The organism is Exiguobacterium sp. s149, from assembly GCF_018618395.1.
GTDB lineage: Bacteria > Bacillota > Bacilli > Exiguobacteriales > Exiguobacteriaceae > Exiguobacterium > Exiguobacterium chiriqhucha.
In genome coordinates this window covers 54,495-80,500 of record NZ_JACSLZ010000004.1, presented here as the reverse complement: position 1 = coordinate 80,500, position 26,006 = coordinate 54,495, and the positions used below count along the sequence as shown (strand labels likewise).

Annotated in this window: 30 protein-coding genes and 1 pseudogene; all 31 read left to right on the top strand. The window is 53.2% G+C overall.

Annotated elements, in window-relative coordinates; all coding sequences use genetic code 11:
• Positions 1-74: 74 nt before the first annotated feature.
• The 31 genes and pseudogenes from sucC to flhB all read left to right on the top strand — a co-directional run bounded on the left by sucC (position 75) and on the right by flhB (position 25,993).
• On the top strand, positions 75-1,235 hold the full coding sequence (gene sucC / locus KNP81_RS07030; protein ID WP_021067107.1) for an ADP-forming succinate--CoA ligase subunit beta: 1,161 nt from the start codon (positions 75-77) through the stop codon (positions 1,233-1,235).
• A 12-nt stretch (positions 1,236-1,247) separates the two neighbouring features.
• Complete coding sequence (sucD, locus tag KNP81_RS07025) at positions 1,248-2,165, top strand: succinate--CoA ligase subunit alpha (RefSeq protein ID WP_021067108.1); 918 nt, start codon at positions 1,248-1,250, stop codon at positions 2,163-2,165.
• A 17-nt stretch (positions 2,166-2,182) separates the two neighbouring features.
• Positions 2,183-3,009: pseudogene (gene dprA, locus KNP81_RS15450) on the top strand (DNA-processing protein DprA).
• Positions 3,010-3,075: 66 nt separating this feature from the next.
• Entirely contained in the window at positions 3,076-5,172 is a 2,097-nt protein-coding gene (gene topA / locus KNP81_RS07015; RefSeq protein ID WP_214719443.1) for a type I DNA topoisomerase, read from the top strand.
• 2 nt (positions 5,173-5,174) lie between these two features.
• A complete protein-coding gene (gene trmFO, locus KNP81_RS07010; RefSeq protein WP_251128877.1) occupies positions 5,175-6,482 on the top strand; it encodes an FADH(2)-oxidizing methylenetetrahydrofolate--tRNA-(uracil(54)-C(5))-methyltransferase TrmFO in 1,308 nt (435 codons plus the stop codon).
• 186 nt (positions 6,483-6,668) lie between these two features.
• Positions 6,669-7,550 carry a site-specific tyrosine recombinase/integron integrase gene (xerA, locus tag KNP81_RS07005; RefSeq protein WP_214719441.1) on the top strand — a complete coding sequence of 294 codons (882 nt, stop codon included), beginning with the start codon at positions 6,669-6,671 and terminating at the stop codon, positions 7,548-7,550.
• A gap of 11 nt (positions 7,551-7,561) precedes the next feature.
• Positions 7,562-8,110 (top strand): ATP-dependent protease subunit HslV, encoded by a 549-nt coding sequence (gene hslV, locus KNP81_RS07000; RefSeq protein ID WP_021067113.1) that lies wholly within the window; start codon positions 7,562-7,564, stop codon positions 8,108-8,110.
• A complete protein-coding gene (gene hslU / locus KNP81_RS06995; RefSeq protein WP_214719440.1) occupies positions 8,107-9,480 on the top strand; it encodes an ATP-dependent protease ATPase subunit HslU in 1,374 nt (457 codons plus the stop codon). The genes hslV and hslU overlap by 4 nt, the downstream gene beginning before the upstream one ends.
• Before the next feature lie 37 nt (positions 9,481-9,517).
• The gene (gene codY / locus KNP81_RS06990; protein WP_016508279.1) at positions 9,518-10,297 is read left to right on the top strand and encodes a GTP-sensing pleiotropic transcriptional regulator CodY; all 780 of its coding nucleotides are present in this window, start codon (positions 9,518-9,520) and stop codon (positions 10,295-10,297) included.
• A gap of 273 nt (positions 10,298-10,570) precedes the next feature.
• Positions 10,571-10,939, top strand: a complete 369-nt coding sequence (gene flgB, locus KNP81_RS06985) for a flagellar basal body rod protein FlgB (RefSeq protein WP_131433917.1) — start codon at positions 10,571-10,573, stop codon at positions 10,937-10,939.
• A 2-nt stretch (positions 10,940-10,941) separates the two neighbouring features.
• Entirely contained in the window at positions 10,942-11,370 is a 429-nt protein-coding gene (gene flgC / locus KNP81_RS06980) for a flagellar basal body rod protein FlgC (RefSeq protein WP_021067116.1), read from the top strand.
• Between the two features lie 13 nt (positions 11,371-11,383).
• A complete protein-coding gene (gene fliE / locus KNP81_RS06975; protein WP_214719439.1) occupies positions 11,384-11,668 on the top strand; it encodes a flagellar hook-basal body complex protein FliE in 285 nt (94 codons plus the stop codon).
• Between the two features lie 21 nt (positions 11,669-11,689).
• Positions 11,690-13,258, top strand: coding sequence for a flagellar basal-body MS-ring/collar protein FliF (gene fliF / locus KNP81_RS06970; RefSeq protein ID WP_214719438.1), 1,569 nt, complete (start codon positions 11,690-11,692; stop codon positions 13,256-13,258).
• Between the two features lie 5 nt (positions 13,259-13,263).
• A complete protein-coding gene (fliG, locus tag KNP81_RS06965) occupies positions 13,264-14,271 on the top strand; it encodes a flagellar motor switch protein FliG (protein ID WP_021067119.1) in 1,008 nt (335 codons plus the stop codon).
• A complete protein-coding gene (locus KNP81_RS06960; RefSeq protein ID WP_214719437.1) occupies positions 14,255-14,977 on the top strand; it encodes a FliH/SctL family protein in 723 nt (240 codons plus the stop codon). The genes fliG and KNP81_RS06960 overlap by 17 nt, the downstream gene beginning before the upstream one ends.
• The gene (fliI, locus tag KNP81_RS06955) at positions 14,964-16,283 is read left to right on the top strand and encodes a flagellar protein export ATPase FliI (RefSeq protein WP_214719436.1); all 1,320 of its coding nucleotides are present in this window, start codon (positions 14,964-14,966) and stop codon (positions 16,281-16,283) included. Before KNP81_RS06960 ends, fliI begins: the two co-directional genes overlap by 14 nt.
• Positions 16,280-16,714, top strand: a complete 435-nt coding sequence (locus KNP81_RS06950) for a flagellar FliJ family protein (protein ID WP_214719435.1) — start codon at positions 16,280-16,282, stop codon at positions 16,712-16,714. The genes fliI and KNP81_RS06950 overlap by 4 nt, the downstream gene beginning before the upstream one ends.
• A gap of 4 nt (positions 16,715-16,718) precedes the next feature.
• Positions 16,719-17,279 carry a MotE family protein gene (locus tag KNP81_RS06945; RefSeq protein ID WP_021067123.1) on the top strand — a complete coding sequence of 187 codons (561 nt, stop codon included), beginning with the start codon at positions 16,719-16,721 and terminating at the stop codon, positions 17,277-17,279.
• A gap of 20 nt (positions 17,280-17,299) precedes the next feature.
• Positions 17,300-18,346, top strand: a complete 1,047-nt coding sequence (locus KNP81_RS06940; RefSeq protein ID WP_251130301.1) for a flagellar hook-length control protein FliK — start codon at positions 17,300-17,302, stop codon at positions 18,344-18,346.
• Positions 18,318-18,749 (top strand): flagellar hook capping FlgD N-terminal domain-containing protein, encoded by a 432-nt coding sequence (locus KNP81_RS06935; RefSeq protein ID WP_021067125.1) that lies wholly within the window; start codon positions 18,318-18,320, stop codon positions 18,747-18,749. Before KNP81_RS06940 ends, KNP81_RS06935 begins: the two co-directional genes overlap by 29 nt.
• Before the next feature lie 11 nt (positions 18,750-18,760).
• Complete coding sequence (flgG, locus tag KNP81_RS06930) at positions 18,761-19,552, top strand: flagellar basal body rod protein FlgG (RefSeq protein WP_021067126.1); 792 nt, start codon at positions 18,761-18,763, stop codon at positions 19,550-19,552.
• Positions 19,552-19,770 carry a flagellar FlbD family protein gene (locus tag KNP81_RS06925; RefSeq protein ID WP_021067127.1) on the top strand — a complete coding sequence of 73 codons (219 nt, stop codon included), beginning with the start codon at positions 19,552-19,554 and terminating at the stop codon, positions 19,768-19,770. Before flgG ends, KNP81_RS06925 begins: the two co-directional genes overlap by 1 nt.
• Entirely contained in the window at positions 19,763-20,212 is a 450-nt protein-coding gene (locus KNP81_RS06920; RefSeq protein ID WP_214719433.1) for a flagellar basal body-associated FliL family protein, read from the top strand. The genes KNP81_RS06925 and KNP81_RS06920 overlap by 8 nt, the downstream gene beginning before the upstream one ends.
• 9 nt (positions 20,213-20,221) lie before the next feature.
• A complete protein-coding gene (gene fliM, locus KNP81_RS06915; protein ID WP_214719432.1) occupies positions 20,222-21,211 on the top strand; it encodes a flagellar motor switch protein FliM in 990 nt (329 codons plus the stop codon).
• A complete protein-coding gene (gene fliY, locus KNP81_RS06910) occupies positions 21,208-22,323 on the top strand; it encodes a flagellar motor switch phosphatase FliY (RefSeq protein WP_214719431.1) in 1,116 nt (371 codons plus the stop codon). Before fliM ends, fliY begins: the two co-directional genes overlap by 4 nt.
• Before the next feature lie 12 nt (positions 22,324-22,335).
• Positions 22,336-22,701 (top strand): response regulator, encoded by a 366-nt coding sequence (locus tag KNP81_RS06905; RefSeq protein ID WP_021067131.1) that lies wholly within the window; start codon positions 22,336-22,338, stop codon positions 22,699-22,701.
• The gene (locus KNP81_RS06900) at positions 22,698-23,192 is read left to right on the top strand and encodes a flagellar biosynthetic protein FliO (RefSeq protein WP_021067132.1); all 495 of its coding nucleotides are present in this window, start codon (positions 22,698-22,700) and stop codon (positions 23,190-23,192) included. The genes KNP81_RS06905 and KNP81_RS06900 overlap by 4 nt, the downstream gene beginning before the upstream one ends.
• Positions 23,189-23,854, top strand: a complete 666-nt coding sequence (gene fliP / locus KNP81_RS06895) for a flagellar type III secretion system pore protein FliP (RefSeq protein WP_214719429.1) — start codon at positions 23,189-23,191, stop codon at positions 23,852-23,854. Before KNP81_RS06900 ends, fliP begins: the two co-directional genes overlap by 4 nt.
• An 11-nt stretch (positions 23,855-23,865) precedes the next feature.
• Positions 23,866-24,138 carry a flagellar biosynthesis protein FliQ gene (gene fliQ / locus KNP81_RS06890; RefSeq protein WP_021067134.1) on the top strand — a complete coding sequence of 91 codons (273 nt, stop codon included), beginning with the start codon at positions 23,866-23,868 and terminating at the stop codon, positions 24,136-24,138.
• Complete coding sequence (gene fliR, locus KNP81_RS06885; protein ID WP_021067135.1) at positions 24,135-24,905, top strand: flagellar biosynthetic protein FliR; 771 nt, start codon at positions 24,135-24,137, stop codon at positions 24,903-24,905. Before fliQ ends, fliR begins: the two co-directional genes overlap by 4 nt.
• Positions 24,902-25,993 (top strand): flagellar biosynthesis protein FlhB, encoded by a 1,092-nt coding sequence (flhB, locus tag KNP81_RS06880; RefSeq protein WP_214719427.1) that lies wholly within the window; start codon positions 24,902-24,904, stop codon positions 25,991-25,993. Before fliR ends, flhB begins: the two co-directional genes overlap by 4 nt.
• Positions 25,994-26,006 lie beyond the last annotated feature (13 nt).

Below are 26,006 nucleotides of genomic sequence, written 5' to 3'. Positions count from 1 at the left end.
AACGATAGACAGCGCTTTCAGTTTTTCGTTACAATAGACGTGCCGATATTAAAGGGGACTAAGGGGGAAACGAAATGAATATCCATGAGTATCAGGCGAAAGAATTGCTTCGGGCGTTTGGAGTGGCCGTACCTACGGGCTATCCAGCGTTCACGGTTGAAGAAGCAGTCTCAGCCGCCGCCAAGCTAGACGGTGAACTAAAAGTTGTCAAAGCTCAGATTCACGCAGGAGGCCGCGGGAAAGCCGGCGGTGTCAAACTTGCGAAGTCAGATGAAGAAGTCAAACAGTACGCGTCAGAGATTCTCGGCAAGACGCTCGTCACGCATCAGACTGGACCAGAAGGAAAAGTCGTGCAACGCCTTTACATCGAAGAAGGCTCTGCCATTGACCAAGAATTTTACTTAGGACTTGTGCTTGACCGTTCGATCGGCCGAATTGTCATCATGGGTTCATCAGAAGGCGGTATGGACATCGAGGAAGTCGCTGAACATACACCTGAAAAGATTCATAAAGAAGTCGTCGACCCAGTCGTCGGACTCCGTCCGTTCCAAGCACGCCGTCTCGCGTTCAAGATGGAAGTGCCGACCAAACTCGTCAACAAATTCAGCGACATGGTCATGAAATTGTATAAAGTGTACGTCGAGACAGATTGCACGATTGCGGAAATCAACCCGCTCGTCACGACGAAAGACGGCAACGTCATCGCACTCGATGCGAAGCTCAACTTCGACAGCAACGCACTTTATCGTCATAAAGACATCGTCGACCTTCGCGACACGACAGAAGAAGATCCGCGTGAAGTCGAGGCGTCAAAACACGACCTTAGCTATATCGCGCTCGATGGCAACATCGGTTGTCTCGTTAACGGGGCTGGCTTGGCCATGGCGACGATGGATATCATCAAGCATTACGGCGCCGAACCCGCTAACTTCCTCGATGTAGGCGGCGGTGCAACGAAAGAAAAAGTAACGGAAGCGTTCAAATTGATTTTGTCAGACGACCAAGTCAAAGGAATCTTCGTTAACATCTTTGGTGGCATCATGAAGTGTGACATCATTGCTGAAGGTATCGTCGCGGCGACGAAAGAAATCGGTCTCGATTTACCACTCGTCGTTCGGTTAGAAGGTACGAACGTGGATGCGGGACGACGCATTCTCGATGAATCTGGACTTGCGATCACTTCGGCCAGCTCGATGGCTGACGGTGCAGAAAAAATCGCGGCACTCGTTCGATAAGGGGGAAACAACATGAGTATTTGGGCGAATCAAGATACAAAAGTGATCATTCAAGGGATCACGGGGAAACAAGGTCTGTTCCACGGCGAACAGATGCTGGCATATAACACGAAATTGGTCGGAGGAGTGACACCTGGTAAAGGTGGCACGACCGTCCTTGACGGCGTACCGGTCTTTAACACGGTATCCGAGGCAGTCGAAGCGACTGGCGCGAACGCGTCAATCATCTACGTGCCACCTGCATTCGCAGCCGATTCGATTATGGAAGCGGCCGATAGCGGTATCGAGTTGATCATCTGTATCACAGAAGGTATCCCGGTCATCGATATGATTCAAGTGAAGCGTTACCTCGAGGACAAACCGGCCCGTCTCATCGGACCGAACTGCCCGGGGATCATCACGCCAGGGGAAGCGAAACTTGGTATCATGCCAGGCTATATCCACACGAAAGGCCACGTCGGTATCGTCTCGCGCTCAGGGACGCTCACGTATGAGGCGGTCCATCAGTTGACGACTGCTGGAATCGGACAATCGACAGCTGTCGGAATCGGTGGAGACCCGGTCAACGGCACGAACTTCATCGACACGCTCCAAGCGTTCAATGAAGACGAGGACACGAAAGCGGTCATCATGATTGGTGAAATCGGTGGAACGGCTGAAGAAGAGGCTGCGGAATGGGTGAAGGCGAACATGACGAAACCGGTCATCGGTTTCATCGGTGGTCAAACAGCCCCTGAAGGCAAACGGATGGGCCATGCCGGCGCCATCATCTCGGGCGGAAAAGGTACGGCCGCTGAGAAAATCAAGACGTTGAACGCCAACGGGATTGAAGTCGCCGAGACGCCTGCCGTCATCGGAGAGACACTCATCCGGGTGTTGAAACAACAAGGTTTGTATGAAGCTTGCGTGACGGGTCAACCGACAACGTAAACCATTCGGAATGGGGGATGCGCAGCATCCCTCATTTTTTAGAGGTGATTGTGATGAATCAAACAATCGCTCGATTCGCAGCCGAACGGTTGCCGGTCGAGTTCGTCCATCATTACTTGTCTCACACGCATATGAACATGCATCAGTTCCATCCGCGCGTCCGGAGCAAGGCCGAACGGGCGCTTCGTTCCACGGTCACGTACGATCGTTTTTTGACGTGGGAGGACGAATTGTTCCCGTCCGCGCTGCTCCACATCCCGAATCCGCCGTATTGTTTGTTTTATCGAGGCGATTTAGAGGTACTACATCAACAAACGACCGCATTGGTCGGAAGCCGTGAATTGAATCGCATCAGCCGTCGACTTGTCGAACATTTCCGTCCTTTAATAGAAGAAACTGTCTCCGTCTCGGGTGGGGCGCTCGGCATCGACGGTCTCGTCACGAGCTGTCGCTCGATCATGACCGGCCGACCATCGCCATCCTCGGAGCGGGCTTTTCGCACTTGTATCCACAGGTCCACGCCCCCTTGTTCGAGCGGATTTCGCGACACGGGTTACTCCTCACGGAATACACACCGGAAACACCTGTCAAAAAATTTCAATTTTTAGAACGAAATCGTCTTGTCAGCGGACTTGCCGATCGACTCGTCGTCATCCAGGCCCGTCACAAAAGCGGGACGATGAATACGGTCGGACATGCGCTCGAGCAAGGAAAGACGGTGTTTGCGGTACCCGGAAGCCCGCTTGATCCGCTCGCGGCAGGTCCGAATCGATTGATTGAGGACGGGGCGATTCCATTGACGACTTCCGACCAAATTCTAATGCGTTCAAGGATTGGACGTTGACAAACGAGCGACAACATGAATATTATGGTAGGGATTTAAAACGACCTCTAAAAGGGGAGCAGATGTATGGCAAAATATTTGGTGATCGTCGAATCACCGGCGAAAGCAAAGACAATTAAACGTTATTTAGGATCGAATTACACGGTCAAAGCGTCAATGGGTCACGTTATCGATTTACCGAAAAGTCAACTCGGTGTCGACGTGGAACATGACTTTGAACCGAAGTACATCACGATCCGTGGCAAAGGCCCAGTTTTGAAAGAATTGAAGACGGCAGCCAAAAAAGCGACGAAAATCTTTCTCGCGGCTGACCCGGATCGCGAAGGGGAAGCGATCGCCTGGCATCTAGCGCGTGCCCTCGGTGTCGACGAAACGACAGAATGTCGGGTCGTCTTTAACGAGATCACGAAAGATGCGATCAAGGAGTCATTCAAGCACCCACGTAAAATCAACCATGATCTCGTCGACGCCCAACAAGCGCGGCGAATTTTGGATCGTCTCGTCGGATACGGGATGAGCCCATTATTATGGAAGAAAGTCAAAAAAGGCTTATCGGCCGGACGTGTCCAATCAGTGGCCGTCAAAATGATCATCGACCGGGAGCGGGAAATCAACGCCTTCGACCCAGAAGAGTATTGGACGATCAAACTCATGCTCAACCATGAAGGCGAATTGTTCGAGACCTCGTTTTATGGGAAAGACGGGAAGAAACTGGAGCTCAAGAGCGAGGCAGATGCCGACGCGGTGCTCAACGCGATCGACGACTCGTTCAAAGTCATCGATGTCACGAAGAAAGAGCGGAAGCGGAACGCCTCGCTCCCGTTTACGACAAGTTCGCTCCAACAGGATGCGGCCCGTAAGCTCAACTTCCGTGCCAAGAAAACGATGATGCTCGCGCAACAACTTTACGAAGGGATCGACCTCGGTAAGAAAGAAGGTACCGTCGGTTTGATCACGTATATGCGTACCGATTCGACACGGATCTCAGATTTGGCGAAAGCAGAAGCGAAATCGTATATCGAGTCCACGTTCGGTGAAGAGTATGTCGCATTGCAGAAACAAAAAGAAAAGAAGGCCGCGAACGCTCAGGATGCCCACGAAGCGATTCGTCCGACGTCGGCGTTACGTGACCCGGCCTCGGTCAAAGCATACCTGTCACGCGACCAGCTCCGACTGTACAAGTTGATTTGGGAACGTCTCGTGGCGAGCCAAATGGCGCCGGCCATCCTCGACACGGTAAAAATCGACGTCGAATCGAACGGCATGATTTTCCGTGCCAACGGGTCGACCGTCAAATTCCCAGGTTTCATGAAAGTGTATATCGAATCGAAAGATGATGATATCGAAGATACGAACCCGGAGAAAGAAGGGTTGCTCCCACCGCTCGAAGTCGACGACCTCGTCAAGTTCGACACGATCGAGCCGAAACAGCACTTCACCCAACCGCCGCCGCGTTATAGCGAGGCACGGCTCGTCCGGGCGATGGAAGAGCTCGGGATCGGTCGTCCGTCGACATATGCACCGACGCTCGACACGATTCAAAAACGTGGTTACGTCGTCCTCGAAGAGAAGAAGTTCGTCCCGACGGAGCTCGGTGAACTTGTCATCGAGATGATTGACGAGTATTTCAACGATTTCATCACCGTACAGTTCACGGCCGACATGGAGACGCTCCTCGACTCGATCGAGAACGAGGAAGTCCAATGGACCGACGTCGTTGCCCCAATCTATCGCAGTTTCGAGAAACGCTTGAAACGGGCCGAGGCCGAGATCGAGAAGATCGAAGTGAAAGATGAACCGGCTGGCATCGACTGTGAAGTATGCGGTGCGCCGATGGTCATCAAAATGGGCCGCTACGGTAAATTTATGGCGTGCTCGAACTTCCCGAACTGTACGAACACGAAACCGGTACAAGTCGAGATCGGCGTCCCATGTCCGAGCTGCAAAGACGGACAAGTCGTCGAACGACGCAGTAAAAAAGGTCGTCTGTTCTACGGCTGCTCGAACTATCCAGACTGTGAGTTCGTCTCATGGGACAAACCGGTCGCGAAACCGTGTCCGGAATGTGGTAAGATGATGGTCGAGAAAAAAATCAAAGACGGCGTGAAATATCAATGTACGAACTGTACCCATGCCGAGGTACATCAGTTAGAGGAGGATTAACTTTGCAGCAACGTGTAACTGTAATCGGAGCGGGCCTCGCCGGCTCCGAGGCGGCTTGGCAACTCGCGAAGCGCGGGATTCAAGTCGATTTGTATGAAATGAGACCGGTGCGAAAGACGCCGGCACACCATACGGACCAATTCGCGGAATTGGTCTGCTCGAACTCGCTCCGGGCGAACGGGCTCCAAAATGCGGTCGGTGTCTTGAAGGAAGAGATGCGTACGCTCGACTCGCTCATCTTGAAAGCGGCGGATACGGCGAGCGTACCGGCCGGCGGCGCTCTCGCCGTCGACCGTCACGACTTCGCAGGATTCGTGACCGACACGTTGAAAAACCATCCGAACGTGACCGTGCACAACGAAGAGATCACGGCGATTCCGGACGGGATCGTCATCATGGCGACCGGTCCGCTCACATCGCCTGACCTTTCGGCTTCGCTCAAAGCGTTCACTGGTGAAGACTATTTGTACTTCTACGACGCCGCGGCACCGATTTTAGACGGCGAGACGATCGACCGGGACAAGGTCTATTTGAAATCACGTTACGACAAAGGTGAGGCGGCGTACCTCAACTGTCCGATGACGGAAGAAGAGTTCGACGTGTTCTACGACGAGCTCGTCAAAGCAGAAGTCGTCCCGCTCAAAGAGTTCGAGAAAGAGATTTACTTCGAAGGCTGCATGCCGTTTGAAGTCCTCGCCCAACGCGGCAAGAAGACGCTCTTGTTCGGACCGATGAAACCGGTCGGCCTTGAAGATCCGAAGACGGGCAAACGTCCGCACGCGGTCGTGCAGTTACGTCAAGACAACTCGGCCGGCACGCTGTTCAACTTGGTCGGTTTCCAGACCCACCTCAAATGGGGCGAACAGAAACGCATCCTTCAACTCATCCCAGGTCTCGAGAACGCGGAGATCGTGCGCTACGGTGTCATGCACCGGAACACGTTCATCAACTCGCCGAGCCTGTTGAAACCGACGTATCAGGCGCGGACACGCGACACGTTGTTCTTCGCCGGGCAGATGACCGGTGTGGAAGGGTACGTCGAATCGGCGGCGTCAGGGCTCCTCGCTGGGATTAACGCAGCGAAACTGATTGCCGGTGAAGAACTCGTCGTCTTGCCACGCGAGACGATGCTCGGTTCGATGGCGCACTATATCACGACGACGGACGGCAAACACTTCCAACCGATGAACGCAAACTTCGGGCTCGTGCCGTCGCTAGAAGATGCGCCGAAGAAAATGAAGAAACAAGAACGGTACGAACGTTATGCGAACCGTGCCCTTGAAACGATTCAGCAATATAAAGAGATTTAAGGGAAAGGAGCCATTTTTTGGCTCCTTTTTTGTGAATTTAAATTTCAATTGTGTAATTTGTACAACACTTTGAAAATTTTCAGATTATTGAAGGGCTATCTATTGTCACCTCTGACGGTGTGTGCTATGCTAATTTCGAATTGACGGGAACATGCGTTTTTAAGCTGAAAACGAGGGGGCGAGAGAATGGGATTCGGTGACGATCAACAGTCATTTTTGCGCTATTGCCAAGTCGAACGCCGACTGTCTCCTCATACTAAACGCTCTTACGAGCAGACGCTCGACCAGTACGCCGCTTATTGCCAATCGACACATCAAGATCCGTATGATGTGCAGTCGGCGCGGCGTTATTTATATGCCCTTTATGAGACGGACAACGCCACGACGACGGTCGCCCAAAAAGTGTCGTGCCTCAAACAATTCGGGAAATTTGTGGCACGGGAGACGGGTGTCGATCCACTGTTCCACGGCCTGACGTCACCGAAGCGGCGCAAGACGCTTCCGACGTTCGCCGTGCCGAGCGAGGTCGAACAGCTCATCGCGACCGCGGACGGACAAGATGATCCGTTCCTGAGGGCCCGTGATGTCGCCATCGTCGAGATGCTATACGGGACAGGCATGCGCGTCGCCGAGTTGTGCGGGATGGACGTGTCGTCTTACGATGCCGAACTCGCCTTCGTGCATGTCGTCGGGAAAGGGAAGAAAGAACGCTACATTCCAATCGGGCAGTTCGCCATCGAGGCGCTTAATCGTTATCTCGATGCACGCCGAACATGCGCTTCCCCCCAAGAAACGGCATTATTCCTCAGTCAAAAAGGGAATCGAGTGACAACAGACCAAATTCGCTACGTCATGAAGCGTCTGAGGAAACAAGGCGGCCTGCATAAGCCGTTGACGCCTCACTCGCTCCGTCATAGTTTTGCGACGGACTTGCTCGAGCGCGGGGCCGACCTCCGTGCCGTCCAAGAGTTGCTCGGCCACGAGTCGCTCTCGACGACGGGGCGTTACACCCACGTCTCGACGGAACGCTTGCGAGCGGTCTATCAAGCCACACATCCGAGAAAGTAGGAGGTCATCAGATGTTTCACGCAACCACGATTTTCGCAGTTCGTCACAACGGGCATGGTGCTATGAGCGGGGATGGACAAGTCACGTTCGGAAACGCCGTCATCATGAAAAACAAGGCCAAAAAAGTAAGACGTCTCTACGGCGGTAAAGTCGTCGCCGGATTCGCCGGAAGCGTTGCCGACGCATTCACCCTGTTCGAGAAGTTTGAATCAAAGCTAGAGATGTATAACGGAAACTTGCCGCGTGCGGCCGTCGAGCTGGCCAAAGAGTGGCGCGGGGATAAGATGCTCCGTCAACTCGAAGCGCTCTTGATTGTCATGGACCGTGAGCACCTACTGCTCGTGTCTGGGAACGGCGAAGTGATTGAACCGGATGATGGCATTTTAGCGATCGGTTCGGGCGGGAACTATGCGCTCGCTGCCGGGCGCGCGCTCGTGCGCCATTCGCCTGAGAAATCAGCGGAAGACATAGCCCGCGCCGCTCTTGAGATTGCCGGAGAGTTGTGCGTCTATACAAACGACCAAGTCATCGTAGAAACGATCGGAGGCGATTCTGAATGAAACGTGAACTGACACCACGCCAAATCGTAGCGGAGCTAGACCGCTTCGTCATCGGACAAAAGGATGCCAAGCGCGCCGTCGCCATCGCACTCCGCAACCGGTACCGTCGCCAAAAGTTGAGTGCCGACCTGCGTGATGAAGTGACACCGAAGAACATCTTGATGATCGGACCGACCGGTGTCGGGAAGACGGAGATCGCACGCCGCCTGGCCAAACTCGTCGGCGCGCCGTTCGTCAAAGTCGAGGCCACGAAATTCACGGAAGTCGGCTACGTCGGCCGCGATGTCGAATCGATGGTCCGTGACCTCGTCGAAGCATCGGTCCGTCTCGTGAAGGAAGAGAAAAAGGAAGGCGTGAAAGAGCAAGCCGAAGTCGCTGCGACGGAACGCATCCTCGACGCTTTGCAAGGGAAGGCAAAAGTCGAACCGACCACTGCTTCGAACCCGTTCGAGGCGCTGTTCGGCGGCCAAACCCAAAAGACCGAGGAGCCGACTAACACGCAGTCGTCCGACCGCGCACAGTTGCGTCGCTTGCTCGAACTCGGTGAACTCGAGGAGCGATTGATTGAGGTCAACCTCGAGGAGAAGCAGACCGTCGACTTGTTCCAAGGGCAAGGTATGGAAGGGTTATCGAACTTGCAGGACATGCTCGGGCAAATCGTGCCGAAGAAACGGAAGAAACGCAAGTTGCCGGTCCGTGAGGCACGTCCGCTCATCATCGCCGAGGAAGCGGAAAGCTTGCTCGATATGAACGAGGTTCATGACGAGGCCGTGCGCCGCAGTGAACAGATGGGCATCATCTTCGTCGATGAGATCGATAAGATTGCGACGAAGTCTCAAGACCATGCCGGTGTCTCACGAGATGGCGTCCAGCGTGACATCTTGCCGATCGTCGAAGGATCGACCGTCGTCACGAAGTATGGTCCGGTCAAGACGGACCATGTGCTCTTCATCGCCGCCGGAGCGTTCCATATGGCGAAGCCGTCCGACTTGATTCCTGAACTGCAAGGTCGGTTCCCGATTCGTGTTGAACTGAGCAGCCTGACCGAGGAGGACTTCGTTAAGATTTTGACGGAACCGTCCCAGGCGCTCATCAAGCAGTACACGGCACTCCTCGAGTCGGAGGAGATTAGCGTCGAGTTCACGCATCCGGCCATCGAGGAGATTGCGCGCATTGCGACGCACGTCAACCGAGAGACGGATGACATCGGGGCCCGCCGCTTGTACACGATCATGGAGCGCGTCCTTGAAGACTTGTCGTTCGAGGCGGCCGACATGCCGCAAACGCATGTTCAAATCACACCGGCCTATGTCAAAGAGAAAGTCGGCTCGATTGCGGAAGATCGAGACCTTAGCCAATTTATACTATAAGATTCTGTATGCACATACAGGGAGGAAAATAAGAATTATGAACTTACTAGACAAAACACGCCAATTGAACACGATGCTTCAACAAGAGGCAAGCGCACACGTAGACTTTAAAGAAATGGCGGATAAGATGCGCGAAGTACTCGAAGCAAACACGTTCATCGTCAGTCGTCGGGGCCGCTTGCTCGGTTTTGCCATCAAACAACAAATCGAGAACGAACGCATGAAGGCGTTCTTGGTCGACCGTCAATTCCCGGAGCCATACGCCTCGAACTTGTTCAACGTCAAAGAGACGACGGAAAATATCGGCATCGACAGTGAGTACACGGCGTTCCCGGTCGAGAACCGTGAGTTGTTCCTCGACTCGATGACGACGATCGTTCCAATCATCGGTGGCGGCGAGCGTCTCGGTACACTCGTGCTCGGCCGGCTCAACAACGAGTTCACGGAAGACGACCTCGTCTTGGCCGAATATAGCGCGACGGTCGTAGGGATGGAGATTCTTCGTGAGAAAGCGGCCGAAGCCGAGGCGTCAGCCCGTAAAAAAGCGGTCGTCCAAATGGCGATCAATTCGCTCTCGTATTCTGAGCTTGAAGCGATCGAGCACATCTTCGAAGAGCTTGGCGGCAATGAAGGTTTACTAGTTGCTTCCAAAATTGCCGACCGTGTGGGAATTACACGTTCGGTCATCGTCAACGCGCTCCGTAAATTGGAAAGTGCGGGTGTCATCGAGTCGCGTTCACTCGGGATGAAAGGAACGTATATTAAGATATTGAATGATAACTTCTTGTTTGAATTACAGAAGTTGAAATCGAACTGAAATAAATCAGATTTACTTGATGAATATCAGAAAGCCTAACGATATAGGACTTTCGACTTACAAAGTCGCTCCCAATGTAATGGGGGCGACTTTTTTTAGTGCAAAAGTAATTATTTTCAGAATTCGTCGTAAATTCGACAAAAACAGAAGACAGCATTTACCTGTTTTAATAAAAATATCTTTCAAGACTGTTACAGATTTGTTTCAATGAAATAGTGGATTTTCCAAATAAGGTATATACATGCATTCTTTTAGTGAAAGCGAGTGAAACGCATGAATTGGATTGGCAGCGACTATCAATTAATGAAGCAAGCGATCAATCATTCGGTCGTAAATCAAAAAGTCATCAGCCATAACCTATCGAATATCGATACCCCGAACTTCCGGGCGAAGCAAGCCGTGTTCGAACAGACGCTGAACAACGAGATGCGTCTCAAGCTGGCAGGCGGTCGTCCGAGCGAGCGCGCGGCGACGACGATCACGGATCGGGCCGGAGGTGCGATGCGAAGTGACGGCAATAACGTCGATCTCGATTACGAGATGAGCGAATTGGCACGGAACCAGCTTCAATATGAAGCGATGATGGAACAGTTGAACCGCCGACTCGGCGGACTCAAAACCGTCATTAGAGGAGGACGTTGACGATGGGCATGTTTGATAGTTTTCATATTTCGGCGACGGCACTGACGTCGCAGCGGTTACGGATGGACACGGTGTCCGCGAACATCGCGAACGCCCAGACGACACGCGGCAAACTCGTCGACGGGGAGTGGCAACCGTATACACGAAAAATGACCGTGATGCAGGAAGCGCCGTTTCGCCAACAGCTGTCCGCTGTCAGCGGCGGCGTCGAAGTCTCACAGATTGTGGAAGATGAGAGTCCGTACAAGCTCGTCTATGACCCGAGTCATCCTGATTCGGATGACCGCGGTTATGTCCAGATGCCAAACGTCGACCTATTGAAAGAAATGGTCGACTTGATGGGGGCGACGCGGTCGTACGAGGCGAACATCGCCGCGATGAACGCCACGAAGGCGATGCTCGTCAAAGCGATGGAAATTGGCAAAGGATAAGGAGTGACGATACATGCAAATCAACCCGATTCAATTGATGGGCACACAGCCGACGGTCGCGCCGGCGGTGAAAGAGACGCCGTCCCAGTTCGGAACGTATTTGAACGAGGCCATGCGCTCGTTAAATGACGTCCAACAAGCGACGAGCGCGGCCCGAGCCGACCTCGCCGTCGGCAAGGCCGATTTACATCAAGTCATGATACAAAGTGAAGAGTCGTCGATTGCGATGCAACTCGCGATAGAGGTGCGCAACAAAGCAGTCGAGGCCTATCAAGAAATGATGCGAATGCAAGTTTAAAGTAGAGGATGACGAGTAGCGATGAATGAAAAGTTAAAAGAACGATTCGGTTCACTGACCGGTTCGCTTCAAACGATAAAAACGAACCGTAAAATCATTTGGGGTCTCGTCATCGCCGGCGTGCTTCTCGTCGCGGTGCTCTTGACCGTCTGGCTGTCGCGTCCGAACATGGCCCCGCTCTATACGAACCTGTCCGCCCAAGAGGCGGGCGAGGTGACGGAACAGCTGACGGCCGACGGCGTGAAGGCTGAGATTAAAGCGACTTCGAACGGTGTCAGCGTCTACGTGCCGAGTGAGCAAGTCGACCAACTGAAAGTCAGTCTGGCGGCAGCAGGCATCCCGAAATCGGGAGCAATCGATTATAGCTTCTTCAGCGAGAACGCTGGCTTCGGAACGACGGACCGTGAGATGGCCGTCATCGAGCGGAGCGCGATGCAGACCGAGCTCGAACGGTTGATCACGCAAATCGAAGGGATCAACCAGGCGAAAGTCATCATCTCGATTCCAGAAAAATCGGTCTTCTTGGCCGAAGATCAAGGTGAACCGACGGCCTCCATCGTCCTAAATTTAGGAGCTGGTACGAATCTTGAGCCGGCCACGGTGAAAGGGCTCTATCATTTAATCAGTAAGAGCGTACCTAACTTGAAACCTGAAAATATCTCAGTCATGGACCAATATTTCACGTATTACGATTTAGACCAGACGACGACGGCCGGTGGATCATCGACCGACCCGCTCGTCTTGAAACGCCAAGTCGAGAAAGACGTTCGTCAACAGATTCAACAAATGTTGTCGGTGTTGCTCGGGGAACGAAGCGTGCTCGTCTCGGTCACGGCCGATATCGACACGACGCAATCTGCTGAAGAGCAAAACCTTGTGACACCTGTCAACGAGGACAGCATGGAAGGCATCGTCACTTCGGCGGAACGGATTGCTGAGGCATATACGGGCGGAACCGGCGCAGCAACCGCTGCCGGCACGGCCGAGAACGATACGGTCAATTTCCCGGCTGCCACGGGCACCGGGGAAGAAGAGAGCGAAAAGAATCATGAAATCATCAATTATGAAGTCAACCGAATTACGAAACAGATTCAAAACGCACCGTACTCGATTCGTGACCTCGGCGTCCAATTGATTGTCGAACCACCGAACGGGGCGACGACGATCGATCCTCAGCTCGAGGGTGACCTCGAGACGATGATGTACTCGATTATCCGAACGTCACTCGCCAAGACTGGAGAGGCACTCACTGAGGCGGAACTTGAACAGAAAGTCGTCGTCGTCTCACGTCCGTTCGCAGAAACGGAAGAAGCGGCCGCGGTCGAACAACCGACGCAATGGTGGATGTATGCCGCCGCAGCCGGTGCCGTCGTCTTGCTCGCGCTCTTGTTCTTCGCGATGCGCAAGCGCAACCGCGAACCCGTAGCCGAGTCGAACGAGTGGGAAGTCCCATATGAAGACGAAGTGCCGGACCTCGACCTCGAAGAACGGGGCGAAGGGGCCGTCAAGAAGAAACAGTTGGAGAAATTGGCAGAGAGCAACCCTGAAGAGTTCGCCAAACTTCTCCGTACATGGATGTCTGAGGAGTGAGTACTGTGAATTACGCCAAACAACCGAACCGAGAAAAAGCGGCCATGCTCATGATCTCGCTTGGACCTGAAGTGGCAGCGAGCGTCTACAAGCATCTGTCCGAAGAAGAGATGGAGCAATTGACGCTCCAGATTTCGGCGTTGAAAAAAGTATCATCCGAACAAAAAGAAGCCATCATGGGTGAGTTCCACGAGCTCGCTATGGCGCAGAGCTATATCACGCAAGGTGGCATCGGATTCGCGAAAACGGTGCTCGAGAAAGCGGTCGGAGAAGAGAAGGCGATGGCCCTCATCCACCGCCTCACCTCGACGCTTCAAGTCCGACCGTTCGAGTTCGCCCGCAAGGCCGACCCGAAACAGCTGTTGAACTTTATCCAAAACGAACATCCGCAAACGATCGCCTTGATTTTGGCGCATCTCGAACCGGTCAAGTCAGGACAAATTTTGTCTGAGCTCCCGCCTGAGATTCAGTCGGAAGTCGCCAAACGGATCGCGACGATGGACCGACTCAACCCGGACGTGATTCATGAGATTGAACAGATTCTCGAGAAGAACTTGTCCCAAACGGATATGCAAGACTATGCCCAATCCGGTGGCATCGAGGCGGTCGTCGAAGTGCTCAACGGCGTCGACCGTACTACAGAGCGTACGATTCTCGATGCGCTTGAAATCGAAGACCCGGAATTGGCCGAAGAAATCAAAAAACGGATGTTCGTCTTCGAGGATATCGTTACACTCGATTCGCGGGCGATTCAGCGGATTATCCGCGAAGTGGCGAACGACGATCTTTTGCTCGCCCTCAAAGTCTCGTCCGACGAAGTCAAACAGATTATCTTCAAAAACATGTCGCAACGAATGGTCGAAACGTTCAAAGAAGACATGGAATTCATGGGGCCTGTCCGGTTGCGTGACGTCGAAGAGGCACAAAGCCGTATCGTCGGCATCATCCGTCGCCTAGAAGACGTCGGAGAAATCGTAATCAGCCGCGGTGGAGGAGATGACATCGTTGTCTAACGTAATCAAACGCCACTATGCGACACCACTCGAACCGCAACGGATTGATTCAAAGCCGTTCCTCGAGCCGGTGAGTACGCTACACCAGGATGAAGAGCGGGAGCGGTTGGCCCAAACACGTGCGCAGCTAGACGAGCAAGCAGCCGAACTCGAAGCGCGCCGCACGGCGATGGAGCAAGAACTCACCGACTTAAGGGAAGAAGTGCTCGCGTCGGCTAGGCAAGAAGGCTATGAAGCAGGCTTTGACCAAGGAAGACGGGACGGCAAGGCCGAGTATGACGAATTGACGACCCGGTTAAACACCGTCAGCGTCGAACTCGAGCAGTTGTTTGACACGAAATGGCGGGACGCCGAGCAACAGCTCGTCGCCCTCGCCGTCGAGGTCAGCGCTCGCGTGACGACAGAACTCGTCCGAAACGATGAGGTGTTGTTCGCCGACCGGGTCCGTGAACAGTTGCTCCGTCAACTCGATGCAGAATCATTGACGGTATACGTCCATCCAACGCGACTCGCCTCGATTCAACGCTTTGAAGCGGACTGGGTCATCCCAGACGGCCCGGGCATCAAATACCGGGCGGATGCAGGTTTGGATGAGACGAGCGTAAGGATTGAGACCCCGCATCACGGGGATGAGCTCGATTTGAGCTATAGCTTTGACCGCGTACGCTCCAAAATCAAGGAGGTCCTGGCCGATGGCGCTTATTGACCGCGTACTCGAGTCGATTGTGTCCTCGCCCGATGACGAATACGTCCGAAAAGTCGGACGCGTTTGTCGGGTCGTCGGTCTGATGATCGAGTCGAATGGACCGAGTGCTTTTATCGGTGAACGTTGTTTAATCGAGCTACCATCCGGTCAACACGTCGAAGCCGAAGTTGTCGGATTCAATGAGGCACGCGTCCTCCTCATGCCTTACGGCGAAACGACGCAAATCGCACCGGGATGTATGGTCAAAGGGACAGGCCGGATGCTTCAAGTACCGGTCGGCGACGAGTTGATTGGCCAAGTACTCGACGGTCTCGGCCGTCCGTTGTCCGGTGAGGGTGACACGCCTGGCGCACGTTACGACGTGCTTCGTAAGCCGCCGAACCCGCTTGAGCGGCCCCGCATTTTAGACGTCCTCTCGACAGGCGTTCGCGTCATCGACGGTCTTTTGACGGTCGGGAAAGGACAGCGGGTCGGATTGTTCGCAGGTTCCGGCGTCGGGAAGTCAACATTGCTCGGCATGATTGCCAAACGATCATCGGCCGACATCAACGTCATCGCCTTGATCGGAGAGCGTGGCCGGGAAGTGAAAGAGTTCATCGAGAAAGAACTCGGACCAGAAGGGATGGCCCGCTCGGTCGTCATCGTGGCGACGAGCGATCAACCGCCGCTCGTGCGGTTGAAAGGAGCTTATACGGCGACAGCCATCGCCGAATACTTCCGCGATCAAGGTAAAGAAGTCGTCCTCATGATGGATTCGGTGACCCGGTTCGCCATGGCGCAACGGGAAATCGGACTCGCCACAGGGGAACCACCGACGTCCAAAGGGTATACGCCTTCCGTCTTTGCGATGCTGCCGCAACTGTTAGAACGAAGCGGGACCGCCGTGACAGGATCGATTACTGCGTTCTACACCGTCCTCGTCGACGGGGACGATATGAACGAGCCGATTGCGGATGCGGTGCGCGGGATATTAGACGGACACTTCGTCATGGACCGCTCGCTCGCGAACCGCGGGCAGTTCCCGGCGATACACGTCTTGAAGTCAATCAGCCGCGTCATGAACCAAATTGCCACGCCGATGCATCGGGAGGTCGCGCAGACGTTCCGGGGGTGGCTGGCCACCTATTTGGATGCCGAAGACTTAATCAACATCGGTGCCTATAAAAAAGGGACGAACCCGGCCATCGATACTGCCATCGAGCAGTATCCGAACTTGTTGACGTTTTTAAAGCAATCGATCGAAGAAGAGGCCCCGCTCGAGCAATCGCTCGAGCGCCTGGCCCAAATCGTGCGAGGTGAACGATGAACAGATTATTGTTAGAGCGCATCATGCCAATCGCAGAACACGAGAAAGAAGAGTCGGCGACGGAGATGAGACAACATAAAGCGCGGTTCGAGACAGAGATGGAGTCGCTCTATCGGCTCGTATTGACGTACGAGTCGCTCATGAAGAGTCAAGACGAACAAGCTGGAGTCATCGACTTGCTAATGTCGCAATACCGTGAACAGACACGCGAACGGTTGAAACGCCAAATCGAGACACAGCAACTCGTTGTCCAGCAGGCGCGCAACCGCTACCATTTGTCGCAGGAACGTCTACTCGGAAAAGTCGTTGAGGAAAAGAAATATGTAACGTTGCATGAAAAAGTCAGTCAAAATGAAGTGGCCGCGACAAAGCTCATCGAACAGCATTTCATCGATGAGTTGGCAGTGATTCATCACGGGAAAGGGAAGTAAACCGATGGAAAAAGACAACACGAAGCGAGGCAGACAGCTATTGGTCGCGCTCGTTCTCGTCCCGGCCATCTTTCTACTCGTTGGAGGGATTGTCGTCATGAACTATGCGATGGACCGTCCGTTGTTATCGGTCCCGTTTCTAGAGACCGGTTCAAAACAAGAGCCGGAAGAAAAAGTGAAGACGAACGTGAACGTGACCGGGGTGGATACTGATGCCGCGAATCGCTTGAAAGTGGCGAATGCAGAGATTGAGAAGCTTCGGGCCGATAACGCCGAGTTAACGAACGAAGTGAAGGCTAGACAAGAAGAAGTCTCGAAGTTGATTCAGGAACGGGACCGACTCGTCGCGGAATTGGCGACGGCCAGTGCGGTCGAAGAAGAAACCTCGGACGTGTCTCGTGTCTATGAAGAGATGTCAGCGAAACAAGCCGCTGCCATCATGAACGAACTCGAGAGTCCGCAAGTGGCGAACCTATTGAAGGAATTGTCGCCGAAGCAACAAGCCGACATATTGGGACGGATGGATGCCCAACAGGCCGCCGTCGTCACCCAGTTGCTCCAGTGACTGGAAAGGAGGACATGATGATGAATATCGCCTTACTGGCCCAATCGATGCAAGGGGCACCACAAAAAGGCGGGGACGCGAGTGCGACCCCGACCGGACAGTTTTTAGAATTGCTCTCGGCCATGCTCGGAACGACGCCGACCGCGTCGCCTGAAGCTATGGCTGTTCCGGAAGACGAAGCATCACTCCCGCTCGAGAACGTATCGAATCGGTTAGAGCAGTGGCTGCAACAGCCGGATAGCCTGCAATGGTTGAAGTCGTTGCCGGCCGATGCGTATCGCAAGTTCATGGATGCCTATATCGGAATTTTGAATCAAGTCGCCCCGGAGCCTGCAACAGCCAAGACCCCGGACGCAATCCCTGCACTGCTAACAAGCCAAGCGGCGGCGCCGACGCTCTCGTTTACGCTCACGAAGAAAGAAACGGACACACTCGTCCAAACAGTGCCGGTCGATCAAGTAGAGGAGAACGTGCGCATCATCCAGCAAGTCGTTGCGCAGTTTAAAGGGACGCTCGGACAGACCCCAAAACCTTTACCCGGTGTGACGCAAACTGAAACGCAATCCGCACAGATGCAACAGCCGATCAAAGAAACCGACTGGATGCCGAAAAGCATGACGTGGTCGAAACCGAATATCGACTCTGAGATGGTGATGTACGCCTCGAAAGGCTCATTACCTGAGAACATGCAGGCCCGCATCGAAGCGGCCTTGCACCGGGCACCGTTCAAGAGCGGGGCCGATGGGTCGAAAGTGTTCACGGTCCGTCTTTATCCGGAACAGTTAGGGGAACTCGTCGTCAAACTCGAACGGCAGAACGGGGAACTCGTCGTCAAGCTGTTTGCGAGTAACCAAGAGGCGAAGCAGTTATTGCAATCACAACTAGGACAGTTGCAACAGACGCTCCAGCCCGCGAACCCGAACGTCCGCGTCGAGGTCAACTTGACCCAACAAGCGCTAGAGACGAAAAACTCGAGCTTCAATGAGTTCGACCAACCCGAACCGGAACACCATGAACAACCGAAAGGAGACCCTGACGATGACGACCATCCAGCCGAAGACGAATGACTATACGCTACCGGATCAATCGATGCCGAAAGCGACGAACCAATACGATCAAAGCATGTTCTTGAAACTGTTGCTCGCCCAACTCGCCAACCAAGACCCGATGTCACCGATGGAAGACCGTGAGTTCATCTCTCAGATGGCTCAGTTCTCTTCTCTCGAACAGATGCAGACGATTTCGAAACAACTCGATTCCGCGCTCGTCGATCGACAAATGGCCTCGATTTCGGAGTTCAGCAATATGATCGGGCAAACGGTCGCTTATACAAACGAAACAGAAACCGAGACGATTAAAGGCTCGGGACGTGTTCTCTCGATTTCGAAGACCGAAGCCGGCTATGTGGCCGACCTTGAAGACGGAACGTCCGTCAACGTGTACAACATCACTTCCATCAAACAAGCATAGGGGGATTCATCATGTTAAGAGCAATGTACTCAGGAATCAGTGGTTTAAAGAACTTCCAATCGAAGCTTGACGTCGTCGGGAACAACATCGCCAACGTCAACACGTTCGGCTATAAAAAGGGCCGGGTCACGTTCAAAGACCTCGTCAGCCAACAAGTCGGTAGTGCGACGGCGGCGAACGGTGTTAGCGGTGGGGTCAACCCGAAAGAAGTCGGTCTCGGGGGCACGATGGCGACCGTCGATAACGTCTATAACCAAGGCGCCATGCAAAACTCAGGGAGAGCGCTTGATGTCGGGATCTCAGGAGAAGGATTCTTCGCCTTGGACGTGAACGGTCAGACTCAATACACGCGGGCCGGTAACTTCTATACGGATAACACAGGAGACCTCGTCAACGGAGACGGTGCGTACGTCCTCAGCATGACAGGAGACCGAATCAACATCCCTGCCGGTGCAAAGTCGCTCTCAATCGGGAAAGACGGACAAGTCAGCTACGTCGATAACGCCGGAGCTTCGACAGTCGTCGGCCAAATCCAAGTCGTCACGTTCGCCAACAACGCCGGATTGTCAAAAGTCGGCGCGAACAACTTCATTCAATCGCAAAACTCAGGTGAGCCGAACATTGGTATCCCTGGACAAGATGGACGTGGCGAACTCGTCTCGGGTGCGCTCGAGATGTCGAACGTCGACTTGTCGGAAGAGTTCACAGAAATGATCGTCGCGCAGCGTGGTTTCCAAGCGAACACACGAATCATCACAACATCGGACGAGATTCTCCAAGAACTCGTCAACTTGAAACGCTGATGATTCGCGTCACGACGCTCCGGGGTGAAGAACTTGTGCTGAACGCCTTGTTCATCGAGACGGTCAAAGCCGAGCCCGATACGATCATTCACTTGTATAACGGAAAGACGTATATCGTCCGCGAGACGAAACAACAAATCATCGACCGGACGACGGCGTTCTATGCCTCGGTCGGTCTGGTTGGAACGATAGGCATACGAGGTGAAGAAGATGAGTGAAGAAAAACAAAAAGGCGGCGCCATGAAGATGGTGCTCATCCTGCTAGTCGTCCTGCTCGTCATGGGCGGGGCCGGATTTATGACTTATAAATACTTGTTCGGTGACAACGTGACGGCGAAGACGAAACCTGTCACCGCCGAAGAATTGGCCGAACGCAGCTTCACAACGGACGATATGACGACGAACATCCAAGATGAGCGTTTCATCAACGTCCAGTTCACAATCGTGACGGATGCTGCGGAGACGAAAGAAAATCTCGAACTTCGAAAGTTCCAAGTGCATAACGTCATCCTCGGCGATTTGGCCGGCATGACGAAAGCGAAGCTCACGACGAAAGAAGACATGCAGAAGTTTGAGCAGTCGCTCCGCAAACAATTAAACGGACTGTTAGAGTCAGGCGAGGTCCAACGAGTCTACATGACGAAGAAAATCATACAGTGAGGTGGCATCATGGGAGAAGTCTTATCTCAACAAGAAATTGATGCCTTGCTATCGGCGTTAAGCAGTGGCGACGTCGAAGCCGACTCCTTTTTGGCCCAGGAAGAAGAGCGGAAAGTCCGGCAGTATGACTTTAAACGGGCGGTCCGCTTCTCGAAAGACCAAATCCGAAGCTTGACCCGGATTCATGAGCATTTCACACGGATGCTGACCACGTTCTTCTCGGCCCAGCTCCGGACGTACGTCCAGTTCACGGTCAACTCGGTCGAGCAGCTTCCTTATGACGAATTCATTCATTCCATTCCGAGCATGACGATGATCAACTTGATTGAAGCGCCGCCGCTCAACGGCCGTTTCATCATCGAAGTGAATCCGAACATCTCGTACGCGATGCTCGATCGCCTACTCGGCGGTCCCGGGGTCGAGATTGAAAAAGTCGAGAGCTTCACGGAAATCGAGATGCGCATCTTGACGCAATTATATAAACGAGCGTTTGCAGGATACGGAGACGCCTGGGAATCGATTGCCGAGATCAATTCAGAGATGACAGCGGTCGAGGTCAATCCCCAGTTCCTCCAACTCGTCTCGCCAAACGAGACGGTCGTCCTCGTCTCGATCGGTGTCACCATCGGCGAAGTGAGCGGGACGATCAACGTTTGCTTACCGTTCGTGACGATTGAGCCGGTGTTATCGAAACTGTCGAGTCATTACTGGATGCAAGAGGCCAATCGCCGTAATGCGAGCGGGAACAGCAAAGAACCGCTCAAAGCCCAGTTGATGAACTCGTCGGTCGAGGTCGTGTCCCTGCTCGGGGAGACGACGATCACGTTCGGTGACTTGTTGCATTTAGAGGTCGGGGACTGTTTGACCCTCGATCAATTGGTGAAAGACCCGTTATCGATCATGGTAGGGGAAAATAAAGTGTTCAGAGGGCAAGTCGGTGTGAGCGGGAAGCGGATGGCGGTCCAAGTGCTCCACCGGGTGAAGGAGGAAGAGCAATGAGTGAGATGTTGTCACAAGATGAAATAGACGCGTTATTGCGCGGGACGATCGAGTCGTCAAAACCGGAGGCGAATCCTGAAGAACATCTTGATTCGATGGAAAGCGACGCCTTAGGGGAAATCGGGAATATCTCGTTCGGTAACTCGGCGACGGCGCTATCGACGTTACTGCAACAAAAAGTAGAAATCACGACTCCAATCGTCAGTGAGGTCACAATCGATGCGCTCCGTGAGCGTTATCCGACGCCGCACGTGGCACTTCGAGTCGGCTATACGGAAGGATTGAAAGGCGAGAACGTGCTCGTATTGACACGTGAAGACGCCGCCATCATCTCAGACTTGATGCTCGGTGGAACTGGGATTGGCGTCGATCCGGAAGGACTCGATGAAATTCGTCTTTCAGCCGTCCAAGAGGCGATGAACCAAATGATGGGTGCGGCAGCGACATCATTGTCGACCGTATTCTCGAAAAAGATTGATATTTCACCACCGCTCGTCGAAGTGTTCGATGCGACGAAGAACCAGACGATTATCGACCGCCTCGAGCTTTGGGAGACGATGGTCTTAATCGAGTTCAACTTGAAGGTCGGTACGTTAATCGATTCGAAAATCGTTCAAATTGCCCCGGTCCAGTTCGGGAAACAACTTGTCAACGAACTGATGGCCGCCACATCGCCAGCCCCTGTCGCACCAGCTCCGGCAGCTGCCCCGGTCGCGCCGAAGCAGGAAGCGCCGAAGGCACCGGCTCCCGCCGCCCAACAACCGGTTCGTCCGGCAGCGAAGTCGGTACCGGAAGTCGCGGTCAGCCAGGCCGAGTTCATGCCGCTCCACGCACCGGCGACGAACGACTCGATTCCAGCGAATCTGGGATTGTTGTATGACGTGCCGCTCAACGTGACGGTCGAACTCGGACGGACGAAACGTTCGGTCCGAGAAGTGCTTGAGCTGTCACAAGGTTCGATTATCGAACTCGATAAGTTGGCCGGTGAGCCGGTCGATATTTATGTGAACCAACAACGGATCGCCCGGGGCGAAGTCGTCGTCATCGAAGAGAACTTCGGCGTCCGTGTAACAGAAATTATCCAACCGCACGAGCGGATTGGCATCGTTTAAGGAGGAAGAACAATGAGTGCAAAAATTTTAGTGGTAGATGATGCGGCGTTCATGCGCATGATGATTAAGGATATCTTGACAAAGAATGGATTTGAAGTCGTCGGAGAAGCGGAGAACGGTGTCGATGCAGTCGCGAAATATCGTGAGCTCATGCCCGATCTCGTCACGCTCGACATCACGATGCCAGAAATGGACGGCTTGGCAGCCTTGAAGGAAATCCGCGGGTTCGATTCGAACGCGAAAGTAATCATGTGTTCGGCGATGGGACAACAAGCGATGGTCATCGATGCGATTCAAGCAGGAGCAAAAGACTTTATCGTCAAACCGTTCAACGCTGAACGCGTCGTCGAGGCAGTCTCAAAAACGGTCGCACAATGAACAAGTGGTGGTTGATTATCCTTCTCGTGGCTGGGTTATTCGTCCCGGCCACGGTCGAGGCCGCCACCGTCGACCAACAGTTCGAACAGCAACAACCAGACACGAAAGAGGAACCGGTCACATCGGCCGTCTCATCGGTCGGCACGGCCATCAAGCTCATCTTGAGCCTGGTCGTCGTCATCGGTGGGTTCCTCGTCCTCGTGCGATGGTTGAACGCACGGACACAAGGCGTGAAGTCGGCTCAGCATTTGACCCATCTCGGTGGTGTCCCGCTCGGCAAAGACCGTTCGGTGCAACTCGTCAAGCTCGGTGAACAAGTGTACGTGCTCGGTGTCGGCGACTCAATTCAATTGCTTGACCGGATTGATGCCGAAGCGATGGACGAGGCGGCGCTCGATGCCCCGACCTTGAACCAGTCGAACTCGTCGGCTTTCCTCGACACGTTTAAACAACAGTTGGCCCAGATTGAAGAAGTGAGGAAGAAACGATGACGACGATTGAACAATTAATCAACTTGGAGACGCCAGACAGTACATCGACCTCGATCAAATTGTTGGTCGTGCTCACCTTGCTCACGCTCGCGCCATCGTTTTTAATCTTGATGACTTGTTTCACACGGGTCGTCGTCGTGCTTTCGTTCATCCGCCCGGCACTCGGGACGCAGCAGACGCCACCGAACCAGCTGATTATCGGGCTCGCCCTGTTCATCACGTTGTTCGTCATGTCGCCTGTGCTATCGGAGTTGAATGATCAGGCGTTGTCGCCATATATGGGCGACGAAATCAGCCAAGACGAGGCGTTCGAAGAGGCGGGGAATACGATGAAGCGGTTCATGGCCCAATATACGCGCCAAGAGGATTTGCAATTATTTATTAAATATGGGAACTATGAGCAACCTGAGTCGGTCGAAGATGTCCCGCTGCTCGCGATGGTCCCGGCCTATGCGATTAGCGAGTTAAAAACGGCGTTCCAAATCGGATTCATGATCTTCTTACCATTTTTGATTATCGATATGGTCGTGGCGAGTGTCCTCATGTCAATGGGGATGATGATGCTTCCGCCGGTCATGATCGCATTGCCGTTCAAATTGTTACTGTTTGTATTGGTGGATGGATGGCACTTGATTGTGGAGTCCTTGCTTAGAAGTATGTAGGAGGAACGAATATGACGCAGGAAATGGTCATTTATTTGGCGACGGAGAGTGTGTGGACGTTATTGAAAATCTCGATGCCGCTCTTATTGATCTCGCTCGTCGTCGGTCTCGTCATTTCGATTTTACAGGCGACGACACAAATTCAAGAGCAGACGCTATCGTTCGTCCCAAAGATCGTCTCGGTCTTTATCGGGCTCGTCGTCTTTGGGCCTTGGATGCTGCAACAGATTGAAGGGTTCACCCGTTTGATTTTTGAACTGATGGTCGAGGTCGCCTCGAAATGAACGCGGTCGATTTCATCAGTCTCTATGGATTGACGTTTGCCCGTCTTTCCGGCTTCTTCGTGAGCGTCCCGTTATTTTCATCCCGGCAACTGCCGGTCATGCACCGCGTCGCGTTCAGTGCCTTTTTAGCGTACTATGCGATGTTCACAGTGACAGAGCCGCTCGATCTCGGTCAAGCCTATATTTTACAGGTGTTGTACGAGGTGTTGATCGGGTTAGTGCTCGGTATTTTGATTAACATTTTATTCTTTGCGCCTCAGATTGCGGGTGGCGTCATCGATTTACAGCTCGGACTCGCGATGGCATCGGCCTATGACCCGATGTTCGGAGGCCAGTCGCCGCTGATCGGTCGATTCTATTATATTTTTACGTTGTTTATCATGCTGTCGAGCAACTTACATCTGTTGCTGATTGATGGCATCTATTATAGCTTTCAAATTTATCCGCCAGGTCAGCCGATTATCGACTTTAGCGAAGCGTCACTCATGATGGCCGTCAAGGTCGTCACGATGACGATGATGGTCGCCTTGCAGCTTGCCTTTCCGCTCATGGCGTCGCTCTTGCTCGTCGACATGGCGCTCGGGTTCTTGGCGAAATCGGCGCCGCAGTTCAATATTTTTGCAATCGGATTTTCATTCAAGCTGATTGCGGGATTTTCGGTCATGGTCGTCATGATGGGCTTGACCTTGAACGGCATCAGCCAATTCATCCCGATTCTACAAGAAGTGTTACGTGATTTTATGACTGTGCTAGGAGACGCCTCATGAAGCCTCTATATACCTTATCGGTCGATCTTCAATTTTTTGCAGGAGAAAAAACCGAAAAAGCAACACCACGTAAACGAGAGGATTCGCGCAAGAAAGGCCAAGTGGCCAAGTCAGCCGATTTGACCGGTGCCTTCGCCTTGTTCGCGATGTTTCTCATGTTATCGTTCTTAGGACCGTATCTCGGCAAACAGTTGTTCAGTGTGACGAAAGAGTTGCTCGGTCCGAACTACTTGCTGTTCGATCTGTCCAACGGATTGTCCGGCATGCTCACCGACTTGTTGCTTCGGGTCGGACTGATTGTAGGCCCGTTCTTCGCGGTCGCCGTCGTGTTCGGGATTTTAATCAACTACCTTCAAATCGGGACGTTGTTCTCGGCGGAAGCGATTCAACCGAAACTCGAACGAATCGATCCGATTAAAGGGGTCAAACGGATTATCAGTATGAAAGCGGTCGTCGAATTTTTAAAGTCCTTATTCAAATTATTGATTATCCTGACGATTGCCGTCGCCGTGCTTTGGCAGAATCAAAAAGAGCTGTCCCGCATGGCGGTCGAACATATCCGTGAATCGGTCATCGCGCTCGCCCATATCACGATCGAACTCGGACTATGGGTGAGTGTGGCCTTGCTCGCACTCGCGTTGCTCGACTTCTTCTATCAACGATTCGACTTTGAGAAATCGATTCGTATGTCGAAGCAAGATATTAAAGACGAGTATAAGAACAGTGAGGGTGATCCGCTCATCAAATCGAAAATCAAACAACAACAGCGGGAGATGGCGATGCGCCGCATGATGCAAGAAATTCCGAACGCGGATGTCGTCATCACCAACCCGACCCATTATGCCGTCGTCATCCGGTACGACGACACGAAAGACTTCGCGCCGCTCGTCGTCGCCAAAGGGGTCGATCGCGTCGCCTTCAATATCCGTGACGTGGCCAAAGAACATGACATCCCGATTGTCGAAAACAAACCGTTGGCCCGTGCGCTGTACGCCCAAATGGATATCGGGGAAGTCGTTGACGAGTCGTTTTATCAGGCGATCGCCGAAGTGCTCGCATTCGTCTATCAATTGAAACAACCGTCTTGAGGAGGAGTATGTA